Origin of the sequence: Novosphingobium sp. 9U (assembly GCF_902506425.1) — a bacterium.
In the GTDB taxonomy this organism is placed as follows: domain Bacteria; phylum Pseudomonadota; class Alphaproteobacteria; order Sphingomonadales; family Sphingomonadaceae; genus Novosphingobium.
Map to the genome: position 1 here is coordinate 1,476,813 of NZ_LR732469.1, position 16,812 is coordinate 1,493,624.

Annotated in this window: 15 protein-coding genes and 2 tRNA genes; 8 read left to right on the forward strand and 9 right to left on the reverse strand. The window is 67.2% G+C overall.

Annotated elements, in window-relative coordinates; translation table 11 throughout:
- Positions 1–137 precede the first annotated feature (137 nt).
- Positions 138–1,961 (forward strand): glutamine--fructose-6-phosphate transaminase (isomerizing), encoded by a 1,824-nt coding sequence (gene glmS, locus GV044_RS06790; protein ID WP_159867190.1) that lies wholly within the window; start codon positions 138–140, stop codon positions 1,959–1,961.
- A 92-nt stretch (positions 1,962–2,053) separates the two neighbouring features.
- Here the strand turns inward: glmS and purQ are convergent, their stop codons facing one another.
- Positions 2,054–2,734, reverse strand: coding sequence for a phosphoribosylformylglycinamidine synthase subunit PurQ (gene purQ, locus GV044_RS06795; protein ID WP_159867193.1), 681 nt, complete (start codon positions 2,732–2,734; stop codon positions 2,054–2,056).
- On the reverse strand, positions 2,731–2,967 hold the full coding sequence (gene purS, locus GV044_RS06800) for a phosphoribosylformylglycinamidine synthase subunit PurS (protein WP_159867196.1): 237 nt from the start codon (positions 2,965–2,967) through the stop codon (positions 2,731–2,733). Before purS ends, purQ begins: the two co-directional genes overlap by 4 nt.
- Positions 2,968–3,088: 121 nt before the next feature.
- Here purS and GV044_RS06805 point away from each other — a divergent pair, with 121 nt between their 5' ends.
- A complete protein-coding gene (locus GV044_RS06805) occupies positions 3,089–3,997 on the forward strand; it encodes an SDR family NAD(P)-dependent oxidoreductase (RefSeq protein ID WP_159867199.1) in 909 nt (302 codons plus the stop codon).
- Between the two features lie 87 nt (positions 3,998–4,084).
- Here GV044_RS06805 and GV044_RS06810 read toward each other — a convergent pair whose 3' ends face one another.
- Genes GV044_RS06810 through GV044_RS06825 form a run of 4 tightly spaced genes read right to left on the reverse strand, consistent with a single transcriptional unit; the run spans position 4,085 to position 7,124 of the window.
- Complete coding sequence (locus GV044_RS06810; protein ID WP_159867202.1) at positions 4,085–4,450, reverse strand: DUF2794 domain-containing protein; 366 nt, start codon at positions 4,448–4,450, stop codon at positions 4,085–4,087.
- A 7-nt stretch (positions 4,451–4,457) separates the two neighbouring features.
- Positions 4,458–5,159, reverse strand: coding sequence for a serine O-acetyltransferase EpsC (gene epsC, locus GV044_RS06815; RefSeq protein ID WP_159867205.1), 702 nt, complete (start codon positions 5,157–5,159; stop codon positions 4,458–4,460).
- Positions 5,160–5,205: 46 nt separating this feature from the next.
- Entirely contained in the window at positions 5,206–5,817 is a 612-nt protein-coding gene (locus GV044_RS06820) for an ATPase (protein WP_159867208.1), read from the reverse strand.
- Positions 5,818–5,831: 14 nt separating this feature from the next.
- Positions 5,832–7,124, reverse strand: coding sequence for a heavy-metal-associated domain-containing protein (locus GV044_RS06825; protein ID WP_159867211.1), 1,293 nt, complete (start codon positions 7,122–7,124; stop codon positions 5,832–5,834).
- 71 nt (positions 7,125–7,195) lie between these two features.
- Here GV044_RS06825 and purM point away from each other — a divergent pair, with 71 nt between their 5' ends.
- Positions 7,196–8,311 (forward strand): phosphoribosylformylglycinamidine cyclo-ligase, encoded by a 1,116-nt coding sequence (purM, locus tag GV044_RS06830; RefSeq protein WP_159867214.1) that lies wholly within the window; start codon positions 7,196–7,198, stop codon positions 8,309–8,311.
- 132 nt (positions 8,312–8,443) lie between these two features.
- Here purM and GV044_RS06835 read toward each other — a convergent pair whose 3' ends face one another.
- Positions 8,444–9,493, reverse strand: coding sequence for an AI-2E family transporter (locus GV044_RS06835; RefSeq protein WP_159867217.1), 1,050 nt, complete (start codon positions 9,491–9,493; stop codon positions 8,444–8,446).
- A gap of 163 nt (positions 9,494–9,656) precedes the next feature.
- Here GV044_RS06835 and purN point away from each other — a divergent pair, with 163 nt between their 5' ends.
- Positions 9,657–10,613, forward strand: coding sequence for a phosphoribosylglycinamide formyltransferase (gene purN, locus GV044_RS06840; RefSeq protein ID WP_256377247.1), 957 nt, complete (start codon positions 9,657–9,659; stop codon positions 10,611–10,613).
- 79 nt (positions 10,614–10,692) lie between these two features.
- Here the strand turns inward: purN and GV044_RS06845 are convergent, their stop codons facing one another.
- On the reverse strand, positions 10,693–11,415 hold the full coding sequence (locus tag GV044_RS06845) for a hypothetical protein (RefSeq protein WP_159867220.1): 723 nt from the start codon (positions 11,413–11,415) through the stop codon (positions 10,693–10,695).
- Between the two features lie 55 nt (positions 11,416–11,470).
- On the reverse strand, positions 11,471–11,899 hold the full coding sequence (locus GV044_RS06850; RefSeq protein WP_159871022.1) for a flavodoxin family protein: 429 nt from the start codon (positions 11,897–11,899) through the stop codon (positions 11,471–11,473).
- A 140-nt stretch (positions 11,900–12,039) separates the two neighbouring features.
- On the opposite strand from GV044_RS06850, the gene recJ reads away from it, so the two are divergent.
- The 4 genes from recJ to GV044_RS06870 all read left to right on the forward strand — a co-directional run bounded on the left by recJ (position 12,040) and on the right by GV044_RS06870 (position 16,810).
- Positions 12,040–13,821 carry a single-stranded-DNA-specific exonuclease RecJ gene (gene recJ, locus GV044_RS06855; RefSeq protein ID WP_159867223.1) on the forward strand — a complete coding sequence of 594 codons (1,782 nt, stop codon included), beginning with the start codon at positions 12,040–12,042 and terminating at the stop codon, positions 13,819–13,821.
- Positions 13,822–14,063: 242 nt separating this feature from the next.
- Positions 14,064–14,138, forward strand: a tRNA-Glu gene (locus GV044_RS06860).
- 39 nt (positions 14,139–14,177) lie between these two features.
- Positions 14,178–14,252: transfer RNA gene (locus GV044_RS06865), tRNA-Glu, on the forward strand.
- A gap of 212 nt (positions 14,253–14,464) precedes the next feature.
- Positions 14,465–16,810 (forward strand): TonB-dependent receptor domain-containing protein, encoded by a 2,346-nt coding sequence (locus GV044_RS06870; RefSeq protein ID WP_159867226.1) that lies wholly within the window; start codon positions 14,465–14,467, stop codon positions 16,808–16,810.
- Positions 16,811–16,812 lie beyond the last annotated feature (2 nt).

Genomic DNA, 16,812 nt, shown 5'->3' on the forward strand with positions numbered 1-16,812 from the left:
TGGCGCCTTTGTAATTTTTCCGTAAGAGCGCCAAGTAGGCGCCGGCCTATATACGAAGAGCCAAGACATCCCCCCTTAGGGTCTGCCGGGGCGAAGTATCGCCTCGGGCCCGCGGACATTCGGAAAGCATCAGCAGCATGTGCGGAATCATCGGCATCGTCGGCAAGGAAGACGTGGCGGACCGGCTCGTCGATGGCCTGCGCCGCATGGAGTATCGCGGCTACGACAGTGCCGGCGTGTGCACGCTGTATGATGGGCAGTTGGTACGCCGGCGTGCGCAAGGTAAGCTGCTCAACCTCGTCAAGGAACTCGCCGTCGATCCGGCACCGGGCACGACCGGCATCGCCCACACTCGCTGGGCGACGCACGGCGCGCCGACGGCCGCGAACGCACACCCGCATGCCACCGGCGAGCTGGCGCTGGTGCACAACGGCATCATCGAGAATTTTAAGCAGCTACGCGACGGCCTGGAAGCGCGCGGCCGCAAGTTCGAGAGCCAGACCGACACCGAAGTCGTCGCCCACCTGATCTCCGAACTGGTCGAAGGCGGCCTGTCGCCCCAGCAAGCCGTACGCGAGGCTTTGCCGGAGTTGCGCGGCGCGTTTGCGCTCGCCATCGCCTTTCGCCGGTTCCCCAACATGCTGATCGGCGCCCGCCTCGGTTCGCCACTGGTGGTCGGCTATGGGGATGGCGAGACTTATCTCGGCTCGGATGCGCTCGCGCTTGCGCCCCTCACCCAGCGCATCAGCTATCTGGAAGAAGGCGATTGGGTGGTCATCACTCGTGACGGCGCACAAGTCTACGATGCGTCGAATCATACGGTGGAGCGCGAGATCGTCTCGTCCGGCGCCTCGGCTGTGGCGATCGAGAAGGGCAACTATCGCCACTTCATGCAGAAGGAGATCTTCGAGCAGCCGACCGTGGTCGCACAGACGCTCAACAGCTACGTGCGCCAGGCTGATCAGTCGGTGGCGCTGCCGCAGATCGACTACGACCTTTCCAAGATCAACCGCGTCACGATCGTCGCCTGCGGCACCAGCTACTACGCCGGCATGGTCGCCAAGTACTGGTTCGAGCAGTTCGCGCGGCTACCGGTCGACATCGATGTCGCCTCGGAGTTCCGTTATCGCGATCCGGTGCTGGAGCCCGGCGGCCTCGCGCTGTTCATCTCGCAATCGGGCGAGACTGCGGACACGCTGGCAGCGCTGCGTCACTGCAAGGCGGCGGGGCAGACCATCGCCGTCGTCGTCAACGTGCCGACCAGCTCCATGGCGCGCGAGGCGGACCTGCTGCTGCCCACCCATGCCGGACCCGAGATCGGCGTGGCGTCCACCAAGGCATTCACTTGCCAGCTCGCAGTGCTGGCGGCGCTAGCAGCACACCTCGCAGTCCTGCGCGGGCGGATCGACCGTGCCGAGGAGATCGAGGTGGTACGCCACCTGGTCGAGACACCGTCTTGCCTCAACGCTGCGCTGAACCACGACGAGGAGATCGCCGCGATGGCACACCTGATCGCCCCGGCGCGCGACGTGCTCTATCTCGGCCGGGGTCCGGACTTCCCGCTCGCGCTGGAGGGTGCGCTGAAGCTGAAGGAAATCAGCTACATCCACGCCGAAGGTTATGCATCTGGTGAGATGAAGCACGGCCCGATCGCACTGATAGACGAGGCGGTGCCGGTGATCGTGCTCGCCCCTTCGGGCCCGCTGTTCGAGAAGACCGTCAGCAACATGCAGGAAGTCCGTGCGCGTGGCGGCAAGGTGGTGCTGATCTCCGACGCTGACGGGATTGCCGAGGCCGGCGAAGGCTGCATCGCCACGATCGAGATGCCCAAGGTGCACCCGCTGATCGCGCCGCTGGTCTATGCCGTACCGGTGCAGCTGCTGGCCTACCACGTGGCCTGCGTAAAGGGCACCGACGTCGACCAGCCTCGCAACCTGGCGAAAAGCGTGACCGTGGAGTGATGCGGAGCCGCGGTACCGCCGCCCTCATCTGGACACATCGTCACCCTAAACTTGTTCCAGGGTGACGGTGGGTGCAATGGCGGCCTTAGCGCTTAAGCCCCGACCAGACCCTTGATCGCGCTCTCGAACAAGGCCCGGCCGTCACTCCCACCATGCGCGGCTTCGATAGCCCGCTCGGGGTGGGGCATCATGCCCAGCACGTTGCCCGCCTTGTTCAGGATCCCCGCAATGGAGCGGGCCGAGCCGTTTACGTCCTCGGCATAGCGGAAGGCCACCCGACCCTCGCCTTCCAGCCGATCGAGCGTCTCGTCGTCGGCATAGAAGTTGCCGTCATGGTGCGCGACCGGAAGGCGGACAATTTGCCCGGCCTCGTAGCCGCCGGTGAACAGCGTCTGGTTGTTCTCGACCACGAGCGGCACTTCGCGACAGACGAAGCGGATGCCTGAATTGCGCAGCAAGGCGCCCGGAAGCAGCCCGCTTTCGGTCAGCACCTGAAAGCCGTTGCACACGCCCAGCACTGGAACGCCACGCTCCGCCGCCTCGATTACCGCGCGCATGACTGGCGAACGCGAGGCGATCGCGCCGCAACGCAAATAGTCACCGTAGGAGAAACCACCGGGCACGCCGATGAAGTCCAGGTTCTCCGGCAATTCGGCATCGCCATGCCAGACGCGCAGCGGCGCGGCGCCGGAGACCTTCTCCAGCGCGTCGGCCATGTCCCGGTCGCAGTTCGAGCCGGGAAACGTGATCACCGCGCCGCGGAAGCTGCTCATGCGGCGACCTTCTCGATGCGGTAGTTCTCGATCACCATGTTGGCGAGCAGCTTGCGGCACATGTCGTCCAGCGCGCCGTCGGGGGTGCCCTCGTCGACGTCGAGCTCGATAAGCCGACCCGCCCGCACGTCGTTGACGCCGGAAAAGCCCAGCCCCTCGAGCGAGTGGTGGATCGCGCGCCCTTGCGGATCGAGCACACCGGGCTTGAGGCTGACATGGACACGCACTTTCATCGCCGGGCCTTTCGCGTTGGCGCAAGATTGCGCCGCCTATGCCCCTGCAGGCGATTCGGGGCAAGGCGCAGGCCCGCTTTGCGGTTGAACCCCGATCGGCTGCGTGTCATCCCATCGGCACATGGACATTCGCTTCGACGATCAGGTCGCCATCGTGACGGGCGCCGGCAACGGCCTTGGCCGCGCCTATGCGCTGGAACTGGCCCGGCGCGGCTCCAGGGTGGTGGTCAACGACCTGGGCGCGGCCCGCGACGGCACCGGCCACTCCGATGCAGCCCTCGCCGTCGCCGAAGAAATCCGCAGCTTGGGCGGAGAGGCCATCGCCGACGGCAGCGACGTGTCCGACTTCGCGCAGATGGAGGCGCTCGCCGCGCGTACGCTCGAAGCTTGGGGCGGCGTGCATATCCTGATCAACAACGCCGGGATCTTGCGCGATCGCACGTTCGCCAAGATGGAGGCGGCCGACTTCGAGGCGGTGATCCGCGTCCACCTGCTGGGCAGCGCCTTTGCCACCAAGGCGGTGTGGAACGTGATGCGAGAGCAACGCTATGGGCGCGTGCTGATGACGAGCTCCGCTTCGGGCATGGGCGGCAACTTTGGCCAGGCGAACTACAGCGCAGCGAAGCTCGGCGTCGTCGGCCTCGCCAACACATTGCGGCTGGAAGGCGTCAAGTACGGGATACGGGTAAACAGCATAGTGCCGGCCGCTGGCACGCGGATGACCGAAGACATCTTTCCGAACAGCGCCTTTGACGCGTTCGGCGTGGAGAACGTCGTGCCGGCCGCACTCTTCCTGGTCAGCAAGGACGCCCCGAATGGCGAGATCCTCAGCGCCGGCGCCGGCGTGGTGCAAGGCGGCTGGGTGACCATGGGCGACGGCGTACTTCTGCCGGAAGCGAACCGCACCGTCGAAGGCGTCGCCCGTGCGTGGGCACAGGTCGCAGCGCAGGAGCCGGGCGAGCCGGTGCGCAATGGGCTGGAGCAGGCGCACCGGATGTTTGCGCTGTTGGGTGGCGCGAATGGAGGGTAGCGCAAAGCCCGCGATGGGTTCCAAGCAGGCCGGCTACCTTGGTGCGACAAAGCTCAGCAAAGTCGGCGAAGGAGCGAAGCGGCGTCCTTAATCCTCGACCACCTTCAGCAGCCGCCGCTCCAGCGGCACGAGAACGCCGGCAAGCTCATGCCCGCGCTTCAGCACCTGGCCGGCCTCGCCGAAGAGCGTCCACATGCCCTGCTTGCCTCGTAGCGCTGGTCGCTTCTCGATGCGGGCCTGGGGCCGTTCGGCAGCGCGGCGGAAAGCGGAGAAGTTCGCAGCATCGCGGCCGAAATCCATCGCGTAATCGCGCCACTGGCCAGCCGCGACCATGCGGCCATAAAGGTCGAGAATACGCTGCAATTCGATGCGGTCGAAGCCGACCTGCAGCGGCCGGATGCCCGGAAAGGCGATGACGTTGGCGCCCGGGGGTCCGGATGCAGGTGCAGCCATCGTGCCGTCAGGTACCCGTCAAGTTCGTGGAAGCCGGCACGCTCGACGCGCTATGCTCCAGCAGCAGCGCAACCTGGTCACGCAAGCGGGCGACCTCGGCTTCGAGGAACTCGACGCGCTGCACGCCCGAGGGTTCGCACGGCTCCTTGCAGGGCGTACCGTAGGGCATGAACTCCTTGGCCCAAGTCTCGGCCGCCACCAGCGTGGAGCGTGCCTTGACGCCGATCATCGTCGCGCCTTCGGGCACGTCCTCGGTGACGACGGCGCTGGCGCCGATGCGGGCGCGCCGGCCCACCGTGATCGGCCCCAGGATCTGCGCGCCCGACCCGAGGATCACGTTGTCCTCCAGCGTGGGGTGGCGCTTGCCCGGCCTGCCATTCGTGGGATTGGTGCCGCCCAGCGTCACGCACTGATAGATCGTCACGTTGTCACCGATCACGGCAGTCTCGCCGATGACGGAGAAGCCATGGTCGATGAAGAAATTGCGGCCGATCGTAGCGCCGGGGTGAATGTCGATCGCAGTGAACATGCGCGACATGTGGTTGATCGCGCGCGCAAGGAAGAACAGGCGCGCCTTGAACAGGCGGTGCGCGACCTTATGCCAGAACAGCGCCCAGACGCCGGGGTACAGCAGCACTTCCCAGCGCGAACGCGGCGCCGGATCGCGCGCTACGATGGAGTCGAGGTAGCGGATCAATCCGTTCAACATCGCCCCGTTTCTCCTACCAATCTCACGACAACGCAACCTGCACGGGTCAGGTTGCGTCGCGGGAGGCCCCTGTAGTCTCGTTCACCGCATCGCGCCAGATCGATAACGTCGGCGCCTGCTTGCGTTCCAGACTGAGCCGATCGATCGCCTCGACCAACCGCTCCGCGCCCAGATGGCTACGCTCGGCCCTGGGTACAAGGTAGGCCAGCGCTGCGGGATCGAGTACGAGCCCGCGCATTTCCGCATGGAGTGCCAGCAACTCGTCCATCATCGCCTCGTCCGGCGCACCGATCCGCAACGGCAGCGCCGCACCCATGCGCGAGGCGAGATCGGGCAAGGCTATGCGCCACTCGCCGGGCGGTGCTGCGCTGACGACCAGCAAAGGCCGGCCGCTTTCCTGCGCACGGTTCCAGCGGTGGAACACATCGGCCTCGACCATGCGATCGGCGTCGTCGAGCACGTCGCCACTGCCGCTCTCGGCGAACCACCGCGCCAGGAGCGACTTGCCCGAGCGCGGCTCTCCCGTCAGCACGGCTGTGCCGAAAGGCCAGCGCGACGGTTCCTGCAATGCCGTCACCGCGGCTGCATTGGCGTTGCCGACCACGATCCGCGGCGGACCACTTCCGACAAGCGTCAATGGCAGGGCGATCTGGCGCATGCGCATGGCGCGCCTTAGCGGCTGATCCTGAGCACGCTGCCGCTCGCCGCCACCTTCCAGCCGCGCGCCTGCAGCGCCGTGATCAGCGCACCCTGCCCGCCCGATACCGACACGCGCATGACCGAAGTACCGCCGATCGCCAGGCTGGTCGTCGCTGCATTCTGAACACCGGGCGCACCGCGCACGGCGGAGAGCGCCGCGTCGACAGCGGCCGCATCGGGAGAGGCGAACTGGACCGTCACGGTCTGCACTTCCAACTGTGCGACAGGCTCGGGCGTGATCGTCGGGACGGCCGAGGGCGCCGTCTCGGCAGGTCGCGGTGCCTTGTCGACATCGCGCTCCATCAGGCGGGTGCGCAGTTCGGCCAGCGCATTGTCGAAGGCAATGCGTCCGCTCAGCAGCGTCGGATCGGGCGTAAGCTCGCCGCGGATCAGCGCGTCGCGATAGATGCCGTCGATCCGCTCGACCGCCTTGGCCAGCATCTGCGGCACCGCCTCGTCGTTGCGGACCGTCATGCTGAAGGTCTCCAGCACTTTGCTGTCCGGGCCATAGCGTGCGGTGAAGGTGCCGCGCACGGGACCGCCAGGCCATTGGCGCTCCAGCCGGGCGACGGGCACGACGACATCGGCGGCGTTGAACTGGTCAAGAATGTTGCGCCACCACAGGCGGCTGCGGCGACCGGGCTGGCCGGCGGTGAGGATCAGCGATTCGCCCCCCGAACCTGCAGGCCGCACGTAATCGACCGGGCTGGCGGAGGCCTGGAATTCGGCCCAGGCCTTTTGCCAGGCGCCGCGCACTTCGAAGACCTGGCGCACGCCGCCCGAGGAGAGCACCGGGATCACCAGCATGGGCGCGGAGTGGACGCCCCCGCCCTCGCCGCCCCCGACATACTGCCCGGCCTTGGTGCGGTCGAAGATGACGCCGAGCCGCGCGACGTACCGATGCGGGCCGATCTGCTCGCGCTCGATCACGACGGAGGAAACCATCGCATCGATCGCCTCGACCGGCATGGCGGGGCCGTTCAGCTTTTCCCAGGCCTTCTTCTCGGCCAGCTTCCAGCCTTCGATCCGTGCCTCCGCACCGGTCTTGCCGGTGACGTCGACGACAATGCCGTTGACCTGGATATCGACCGAGTTGGCGACCGGAAGAACACCGCGGTCACCCTCGACCTGGGCGATCAGCCGCGAGGTGCCGAAGGCCAGCACACCGATTAGCGCCGCGGCACCGATCATCAACCCCGCCCTGCCCCGTGGGCCAGCTTCGACTATGCGCATGCGCAGGTTCTTGTGGGGAAGTGCGGTGGTCATCGTCAAAGCCGCGCGCCTTTTGCCCAAACGCCGATGGAAATCCAAGCGGTAAAGCGTTAGTCGCACCCGCCATGTCAGATGAACCCGCCCAGAGCAGCCAAGAGAACCGCTACAGCTACGCCCAGGCAGGCGTGTCGATCGCCGCCGGCAATGCGCTGGTGAAGGCCATCGCGCCGCTTGCCAAGGCCACCGCCCGCCCCGGCGCAGACGCTGAGCTCGGCGGTTTCGGCGGCTTCTTCGACCTTCGCGCAGCGGGCTATTCCGATCCGCTGCTGGTGGCGGCGAACGATGGAGTCGGCACCAAGGTCAAGCTGGCGATCGATCACGACCGGCATGACCAGATCGGCATCGACCTGGTTGCTATGTGCGTCAACGACCTGATCGTCCAGGGCGCCGAACCGCTGTTCTTCCTCGACTATTTTGCCACCGGCAAGCTGGAGAACGGCATCGCCGAGCGCGTCGTCGCCGGCATCGCCGAGGGCTGCCGGATCGCCGGCTGCGCCCTCATCGGCGGCGAGACGGCTGAAATGCCAGGCATGTATGCGGCCGGCGACTACGACCTTGCCGGCTTCTGCGTCGGCGCGGTGGAGCGCGGACAGCAGCTGACCGGCGACAAGGTGGCCGAAGGCGACGTGCTGCTGGGCCTCGCGTCATCGGGCGTGCATTCCAACGGCTACTCGCTGGTACGGCGCCTGGCTGCGGACAAGGGCTGGAAGCTGGACCGGCCGGCGCTGTTCGACTCCGACGTGCTGCTGATCGAGGCGCTGATCGCGCCGACCCGCATCTACGTGAAGAGCCTCCTGCCGCTGGTACGCTCGGGCAAGATCCATGCACTGGCGCACATCACCGGCGGCGGCTTGCTGGAGAACATTCCGCGCGTGCTGCCTGAGGGTCTGCGCGCTCATGTCGATGCCGACGCCTGGGAGCAGCCGCGGCTGATGGCGTTCCTGCAGGCGCAAGGCAACATCGAGCCGGCCGAGATGGCGCGCACCTTCAACTGCGGCGTGGGCATGGTGCTGTCGGTCGCGGCCGAGGACGTGGCGGCCGTCACTGCGGCTTTGACCGAGGCTGGCGAGACCGTCCACCGCGTCGGCGAGATCCGGGCAGGCCAGCGTGGCTGCACCGTGACCGGCAGCGCCGAAGTCTGGTCCGCGCGCGAGTCCTGGAGCGCCGGGCACGACGCCTGAGCCGAGCGGCAGCGGGCAGGCTTCGACAAGCTCAGCCTAGGCGGTATCTGGGTAAACCGATGCACTCGAGGCTGGTTTTACATCTACACCGCCCAGGCTGAGCTTGTCGAAGCCCCTGCCCGAGCCAACGGTTTAATCCCGCGGCACCCCGTCGATATCCTCGCCCAGGGTGTCGCGCAGGTAGAACTCGCGCACGCCTACGAAAGCGATGACGAGCAGCGCGCCCGCGAAGAACACGCCGTAGACCCCGAACACAGCGCCCACCCCCAGGATCGTGAACAGCGTCAAGGCGGGCGGAATGCTCACGACCGTTCGGTTTATAAAGGGGGTCAGCATGTACCCCTCGATCACCCGCACGGCCAAGTATGCGACCACCGTCTGCCACAGCACGTCGCCGCCTTCCGATGCGGCGAGGCCGATCGCCGGCAGCATGGCGACCGCCGGCCCGACATAGGGGACGAATTCGCTCAGCCCGCCGAGCAGGCCGAGTGCCGCCCACGATTCGAGCCCGGCCAGCCACAGCGACCCGCCGATCACCAGGGCCATCAGCGTCATCGTGATCAGCTTCGCTTTGAGCCAGAGCTTCAGCGCCAGCGACATCTCGTCGAGCGCGCGCTCCATCGTCGGCCGGCCCGGCGGCGGTGTCAGCAGGACGACGGCATTTCGGTAAGGCGTGGGATTGCCGGCGATGAACATGGCGCCCACGATCACGATGGCGAAGTTCAGCAGGATCTCCCCGGCGCCGCGAACCAGGTCGCTCAAGCTGTCGGCGATCTTGCTGCCGCCGGCCGCCGCTTGTCCGGCCTGGACCACGGCCTTGCCGACCTGGGTAGTGGAGAGCCCGCGCTCGATCGTCTCCAGCGTGCCGGGCAGGTTGCCCAGCATGGCGCCCAGCTCCGTGCCGAACTGCACCGTCAGCAGATAGCCGATCGCTCCGAATGCGGCGAGCACCAACAGCGTGCCGAGCCCCAGCGCCACGCTCCAGTTGCGCACGCCGATGCGCTGCATCAGCCGAGCCGCGCTGCGGAACATGACTGCGCCCAGCAGCGAGCCGAAGGCCAGCAGCAGCAAGTCCGACGCGCGCCAGGCCATCATCAGGATGGCGGCGATCAGCACCGTCCATCCCAGACGGCGCAAGTAGGTCAGGTCTTCTGGGCTGGGCTTGAAGGGCGCCTGCATCATCGGGCCCGCATCATCGGGTTGCCCGTCTGACGGCAAAAGCATAGGGGCAGCGCGATGCAGCCGGGGCGTGCGCCAGGATACGTGCCGAGATTCTAGGGGGGCGACCAGCCATGACGCGCCAAACGTATGGAACAACCATGCTGTTCCTCGCGGCCTCGCGATCGTGAGCGCGCCACGCGCGAAAGTCGCGGTGCTGATCTCGGGCAGCGGCACCAACATGGCCTCGCTGCTCTACGCCAGCCGCGCCGCCGACTGCCCGTTCGAGCTCGTACTGGTCGCCAGCAACAAGCCGGAGGCAGGCGGCCTGCGACTAGCCGAGGCAGAGGGCGTGCCGACTTACGCGCTCTCGCACAAGGGCATGGCGCGCGAGGATCACGATACGGCCATGGATGCCGCGATCCGCGCGAGCGGTGCGCAGTGGGTCGCGCTTGCCGGCTACATGCGCATCCTGACGCCCGGCTTCGTGGCCGGTTGGGAGGGCCGCATGGTCAACATCCACCCCTCGCTCCTGCCCAAGTACACTGGCCTCCACACGCATGAGCGCGCGATTGCCGCGGGCGACAGCCATGGCGGCGTCACCGTCCACCTGGTCACGGCCGAACTCGATTGCGGACCGATCCTGGGCCAGACGCCCGTCGCGATCATGGCGGGGGACACGCCGGACAGCCTCGCGGGCCGCGTGCTGATAGCGGAGCACCAGCTCTACGCGCGCTGCCTGGCCGACCTGGTCACGCGCGAGAGCGCACCCGAATGGATCCTTGGCCAAGTGCGCGAGCGCGCCATGGCACTGCCCGAGGCCGAGGAAACGGTGAGCCATGGCATGCCCTGCTTCGGCGTGATCAAGGGCAAGAAGTTTGCCTACTTCTCGTCCGACCACCATGGCGACGGCCGGGTAGCGCTGCTCGTGAAGATCAGCGGCGTCGACGAGCAGGCGCAATTGGTCGAGCAGGATGAGGAACGATATTTCCGGCCCGCGTACTTCGGTGATGGCTGGATCGGTCTACGGCTGGACCTGGGCGACACCGACTGGGACTCGGTCGCGGATTGGCTCGCGCGGTCCTGGCGTTCGATCGCGCCGCGCAAGTTGACGCAGTTTCTGGACGCGGCTGGGGAGTTCTAGGCCCTCAGGTTAGCTGGCGCGCTTTGATAAGGTCAGGCTGAGCTCGTCAAAAGCCCGCCAGCCAACACCGCCGCCAAAACTAATCCGCCGGCCACACCAGGATCTGCCCGGCATGGCGCGCGGGCTCGGCTCGAAACGGGCGGCCTTCGATCACCCACTCGGTCACGGACGCAAGGGCGCCGCTACGAACGATGCGATCCACCGCACCCACGGCGACGGCCAGCGAATCGTCTCCACCACGCACCGTTACCTCCTGGCCGGCGAAGTGGCTCAGTCCTCGGCTCACGACGATACCCTCGCCCAGCCGCGTCAGGGCCGTCAGCCCGAGTGCCGGGAATGCACCGCCGGCCAACCAAGCCAGAACCGTGCGTGAGAAGCGCTGCGGCTCGATGGCGGCGTCGGCCGGGTGCCAGATCACACCGCGCACCGGCAAACTCACCGCCAACTCTGCTGCCAGCGCCAGTAGCGCTCGAGACACAGGCGCCATGGTGAGACCGCCCGACAGATGCGCGCCCGGGTGTAGCTGCACAGCCTCCAATCCCTCGAACGATGATTCTTCTGCAAACCCGTAAGCCGCGCCCGGTGCATCGGCTAAGCTCGCCGCCCCCGGCGCCAGGCCCATGCACTCGAACGTCAAACCATTGGCCACGATCTCGACCGCGTCGCCCTCCTCGCGCGTGATCTGCGCCTGCGCCTGGCACGCTGCCAAGGCCGTCTGAAACGTCGCCACCTCCGGCCGCGCGCCCGGCTCGAACAGGAACGACAGCCCCGCGGCTGCAAGCTGTGCTGTCTGATCGATCATGTCCGCCCCGTCCGTCAGAGCCGCACCATGCCCGTGTGACGCGCGCGCGTCGAGCCTAGAAGATGCCGAGCCGCAGCCCTTCCGCCATGGCCTCACCCAGTTCGCGGCAGGCCGCCAGGGCCGGCTCGGGCACTACCTTCTCGGCCAGCATCGCCTCGGGGGTCTGCGCGGCGAAGTTGACGATCAGCGGCTCGGCCACCCGCCGCAGGCGCCATCCGGTGACGATTCGATCGACTTGCGCCTGCGCCCCGTGCCCGTCCGATCCTGCCGCGATCGCCGTCGCGTAGGCGCGTCCCTCCACTTGCCCGAGCAGGGGATAGTAGCAGCGGTCGAACATCTCCTTCATCGCGCCCGACAGCGATCCCAGATTCTCGGGCGCGACGAATACATAACCGCGTGCTGCGAGCAGGTCGTCGGGTGTCACCGCATCTGCGGCCATCAGTCGAGCCCCCTCGCCGGCACCCTTGGCGACGGCCTGCGCCATGCCGGCAGCCCCGCCGGTGCGGCTGTGCCAGACGATCGTCAACATGGCTTCACGCGTCGCATCACGCGGTGACACGTGCCGCGATCGGGCGGTGCAGGGCAAGACTTTCCGCTGCCGATACTCTAAGCTAGGCGCGACGCATGGCTTCCCTCTCCCATCCTGTTTTCGGCATCGAGTGCTCACTCTCGGGCAAGACCTGGCGCTGGCGGGGCGGCAACATGGACCTGAGCGCGGGCAGTGCCGGGCTCGACGACATCGTGACGCAATTGCTGCTCTCACGCGGAGTGGACCGGGACGACCTCGCCCGCCACCGCACCCCCTCGCTGCGCGCCTTCCTGCCCGATCCGTCCGAGTTCCGCGACATGGACGCGGCAGCCGAGCGTCTGGCCCAAGCGGTGATGACCGGCGAGACGGTCACCGTCTATGGCGACTACGATGTCGACGGCGCCACGAGCGCGGCCTTGCTGATCCTGTTGCTGCGCGGCCTCGGCCACGATGCGCGCTACTACATCCCGGACCGGCTGCTCGAAGGCTACGGCCCCTCGGGCGAGGCGCTGGTGCGGATCGCCAGCGAAGGCTCCAGCCTGATCGTCACCGTCGATTGCGGCGCCATGGCGCACGAGGCCCTGGCGATGGCGCACGATGCTGGCGTGGACGTGATCGTGGTCGACCATCACAAGTGCGCCGCCGAGCTGCCCCGCGCTGCCGCGCTGGTCAATCCCAACCGCTTGGACGAAGGCGTGATCGCCGCCGGGCACGGGCACCTCGCGGCCGTCGGCGTCGCGTTTCTCTTGGCCGTTGCCACCGTGCGTGCGCTGCGCCGGCGCGGCTGGTTCGAGACGCGCCGCGAGCCCGACTTGTTCGCGCTGCTCGATCTAGTCGCGCTGGGCACGGTCGCCGATGTCGCCGCGCTGCACGGCCTCAACCGCGCGCTGGTGGCGCAAGGGCTGAAGGTCATGGCCAAGCGCGAGAACATCGGCATGTCGGCGCTGATCGACGCCAGCCGTCTGTCGCGAGCGCCGACTTGCAGCGATCTGGGCTTCGCGCTGGGTCCGCGCATCAATGCCGGTGGCCGAGTGGGCGAATCGTCGCTGGGCGTGCGGCTGCTGACGACGCTGGATCCGGATGAAGCGCGCGAGATCGCCGCGCAGCTTTCGCGTCTCAACGACGAGCGGCGCGCCATCGAGCAAGCGGTGCAGGAAGAGGCCGAGGCGCAGATCGCCAGCCAGCACAACCGCGCCGTGCTCGTGCTCGCCGGGCGCGGCTGGCACCCCGGCGTGATCGGCATCGTGGCGGGGCGGGTGAAGGAGAAGACCGGCAAACCGGCGCTGGTCATCGCGCTCGACGAAGAGGCGGGCCACGGCAAGGGTTCGGGACGCTCCATCAGCGGCGTGGACCTGGGTGCCGCGATCATCGCCGCGCGCGAGGAGGGTCTGCTGGTTGCCGGTGGCGGACACGCCATGGCCGCTGGACTGACGATCGCGCCGGACAAGCTGTCTGCCTTGGCCGATTGGCTCGATGCCAAGCTGGGTCGCGATGTCGCCGCGGCGGGGGAGAGCCGGTCGATCCTGCTCGACCTCGCGCTGGCGCCGGGGGGCCTGACGCCCGAGCTGGTCACGACGCTCGACCATGCCGGACCATTCGGCATGGGGTGGCCAGGGCCAAAGGTGGCGGTCGGTCCGGTGCGGTTGGTCAAGGCCGAAGTCGTCGGCAACGACCATGTGCGCGTGATCGCCAGCGGGCCCGACGGCGGACGGATCAAGGCGATCGCCTTCCGCTCGGCCGAGAGCGAAATGGGGCAGGCACTGCTCCACGCCTCGCAGGGGCGCCGGCTGTGGCTCGCGGGGCGGGCGAAGATCGACGATTGGGGGGCACGGCCGCAGGCGGAGCTGCTGCTGGACGATGCGGCCTGGGCGGATTGAGCCCAAGGTCGCGGGCGGCCTTCGACAAGCTCAGGCTGGGCGGTGTTGGGGTAAACCGCCCCTAGCTGTTGGCCCGCCACGGAGTCCCCGCCATACCGCCTATGCTGAGCTTGTCGAAGCATGCCAGCCGGCGCCGCCACTAAGCCACTCCACACAATAACCTTGCCGCATGAGAAACCTGCTTGACCCCCATGTCTGCCTTGCCTAAAGGCGCGGGCCTGCAAACGGCGCAGCACGGGAATGGCCCCTTCGTCTAGCGGTTAGGACGCGGCCCTTTCACGGCTGAAACACGGGTTCGATTCCCGTAGGGGTCACCATCTCGTGCGCCGGTTGCGGGAACAGATACATGGCTTCACGGCCCCTTCGTCTAGCGGTTAGGACGCGGCCCTCTCACGGCTGAAACACGAGTTCGATTCTCGTAGGGGTCACCATGTATAGCCAACACCGCGCGTGTTGGACTTCAGGCGTCAAGAGCGCCCCTCACACCTTACATCCGGCAACATCAATGTCCGCGCTTCCTGCGTGGCACGTGCTGCGCGCGCATCACGCTGCGGCGCTATCATCGTTCCGTCATCCAATGGACGCGCAGGTGTAATCGACAGCGCTCATGGGCTCTGGGCCACAGCGGCTCGGGGAGTTTACCATGAAGTTTGCACATCGCATTCTGGCCAGCGCAGCGTTCATGTCTTCGGCTCTGCCGATGGCGGCGCATGCCGAAGACGCCGCGCCGGCGCCGACCTCGACCGAAGCGAGCGACGAGCGCGAGATCGTCGTCCTCGGGTTCGGGCAGAGCCGCCAGGTGCAGAGCGTCACTGCCGACGACATCGCCCGCCTCACGCCCGGCTCCAGCCCGCTCAAGGCGATCGAGAAGCTGCCCGGCGTCAACTTCCAGGCTTCCGACCCGTTCGGCGCCTACGAGTGGGCTGTGCGCATCTCGCTGCGCGGGTTCAACCAGAACCAGCTGGGCTTCACGCTCGACGGCGTGCCGCTGGGCGACATGACATACGGCAACGTCAACGGCCTCCACATCAGCCGCGCGATCATCTCCGAGAACGTCGCGCGAACCGAAGTGGCGCAAGGCGCAGGCGCGCTCGGCACCGCATCGACCAGCAACCTGGGCGGCACGATCGAGTTCTTCAGCGCCACGCCCAGCGACACCGCCAACGTCACCGGCGGCGGCACCTATGGCTCGGACAACACCTGGCGTGCCTTCGCCCGTCTCGACAGTGGTGACCTCGGCAATGGCCTCAAGGGCTACCTGAGCTATGCCTACCTCACGACCGACAAGTGGAAGGGCGACGGCGTGCAGCGCCAGCACCAGGCCAACGGCAAGATCGTCAAGGACCTGGGCGCGCTCGGCAGCATTACCGCCTTCCTCAACTTCTCGGACCGGCGCGAGCAGGACTACCAGGACCTCAGCTACGACATCATCGCCCGGCGCGGCCTGAATATCGACAACATCGCCGGCGACTACCCGCTCGCGCTGGGTCTGGCCAAGATCTACCAGAACCAGGTCGCGCAAGCATCGGGCGCGCCGCTGCCCTGGGCTGGCGTCGGCACGACTCTGCCCGCCAATACCACGATCGACGACGCCTACTTCGACGCCGCCGGCCTGCGCCGCGACTGGCTGGGCGGCGTGACCTTCAACGCCAATCTGACGCCGGAACTCTCGCTCGTCACCACCACCTATTACCACGAGAACAAGGGCCAGGGATCGTGGATCACGCCCTACTCGCCGACGCCGGTGGGCGCATTCAACCAGGATGGCTCGGCGATCACCGCGGCGAGCCCGCTCGGTTTCCGCACCACCGAGTACCGCTTGAAGCGCGTCGGCATGATCTCCACGCTGGCGTATGACACCGGCGCCAACCGCTTCGAAGTGGGCGGCTGGTACGAGAACAACCAGTTCGTCCAGGCCCGCCGCTTCTACGGCATGACCGATACGGCCGAGCCCAACCGCGATCCGCTCGAGTTCCAGAAGAACCCCTACCTTACGCAGTGGGACGGCAAGTACGGCACCGACACGCTGCAGTACCACGTCGAGGATACGCTGCACCTCGCCGACGACCGGCTGGTGCTGAACGCGGGCTGGAAGGGCCTCTACGTCATCAACACCGCGCGCATGCTGCCCGACACCACGTCGCCGCTCGCGACCGGACGCATCACCGCGCGTGACCTGTTCCAGCCGCAAGCGGGCGTGCTGTTCAAGCTGACGCCCGCGGCCGAGCTGTTCGCCGACTATACCGAGAACCTGCGCGCCTACACCTCGTCGGCCACGACCGGACCGTTCTCGACCACCCAGGCCGGGTTCGACGCCATCCGTGGCGAGCTCAAGCCCGAGCGTTCCAAGACGATCGAGGGCGGCCTGCGCTTTCGCACCGGCACCTTTCAGGCCTCCGCGGTCGGCTACTACGTCAACTTCTCGGACCGCCTGCTCGCCTTTGCCAACGGTGCGGGCATCATCGGCAACCCGGCGACGCTGAACAACGTGGGGAGCGTGCATACCTACGGCGCCGAACTTTCGGCCAACTACCGCATCCTGCCGCCGCTCTCGCTGTTCGCCAGCTACTCCTACAACCACTCGGAATACGCCAACGACGTGCGCAACGCCGCGGGCGTGCTGCTGGTGGCGACGGACGGCAAAGCGGTGGTCGACACGCCCAAGCACATGCTGAAGGGCGAAGTGGTGTTCGATCAGGACGGCTTCACGGCCCGTGTCGGCGCGGACTACATGAGCAAGCGCTACGTCACCTACCTGAACGACGTGGTCGCCCGCTCGCGCGTGCTGATCGATGCCAGCATCGGTTATCAGTTCCAAGGCGAAGGGGTGCTCCACGGCGTCGGCATCGAAGGCAGCGTCACCAACCTGACCGACAAGAAGTACATCGCGACGATCGGCTCGAACGGCTTTGTGGCTAGCGGCGACAACCAGACCCTGCTCGCCGGCGCGCCGCGCCAGTTCTTCGTGTCGGTCAAGAAGGGGTTCTGAGC

Bases quoted from the DNA above. Each gene is read 5' to 3' on its own strand.
- purM (WP_159867214.1), top strand. From the start codon at position 7,196: ATGTCAGATGAACCCGCCCAGAGCAGCCAAGAGAACCGCTACAGCTAC.
- recJ (WP_159867223.1), top strand. From the start codon at position 12,040: ATGGCTTCCCTCTCCCATCCTGTTTTCGGCATCGAGTGCTCACTCTCG.
- purS (WP_159867196.1), bottom strand. From the start codon at position 2,967: ATGAAAGTGCGTGTCCATGTCAGCCTCAAGCCCGGTGTGCTCGATCCG.
- GV044_RS06870 (WP_159867226.1), top strand. From the start codon at position 14,465: ATGAAGTTTGCACATCGCATTCTGGCCAGCGCAGCGTTCATGTCTTCG.
- GV044_RS06845 (WP_159867220.1), bottom strand. From the start codon at position 11,415: ATGATCGATCAGACAGCACAGCTTGCAGCCGCGGGGCTGTCGTTCCTG.
- GV044_RS06835 (WP_159867217.1), bottom strand. From the start codon at position 9,493: ATGATGCAGGCGCCCTTCAAGCCCAGCCCAGAAGACCTGACCTACTTG.
- glmS (WP_159867190.1), top strand. From the start codon at position 138: ATGTGCGGAATCATCGGCATCGTCGGCAAGGAAGACGTGGCGGACCGG.
- GV044_RS06850 (WP_159871022.1), bottom strand. From the start codon at position 11,899: ATGGCGCAGGCCGTCGCCAAGGGTGCCGGCGAGGGGGCTCGACTGATG.
- epsC (WP_159867205.1), bottom strand. From the start codon at position 5,159: ATGTTGAACGGATTGATCCGCTACCTCGACTCCATCGTAGCGCGCGAT.
- GV044_RS06820 (WP_159867208.1), bottom strand. From the start codon at position 5,817: ATGCGCCAGATCGCCCTGCCATTGACGCTTGTCGGAAGTGGTCCGCCG.
- GV044_RS06810 (WP_159867202.1), bottom strand. From the start codon at position 4,450: ATGGCTGCACCTGCATCCGGACCCCCGGGCGCCAACGTCATCGCCTTT.
- purQ (WP_159867193.1), bottom strand. From the start codon at position 2,734: ATGAGCAGCTTCCGCGGCGCGGTGATCACGTTTCCCGGCTCGAACTGC.
- GV044_RS06825 (WP_159867211.1), bottom strand. From the start codon at position 7,124: ATGACCACCGCACTTCCCCACAAGAACCTGCGCATGCGCATAGTCGAA.
- GV044_RS06805 (WP_159867199.1), top strand. From the start codon at position 3,089: ATGGACATTCGCTTCGACGATCAGGTCGCCATCGTGACGGGCGCCGGC.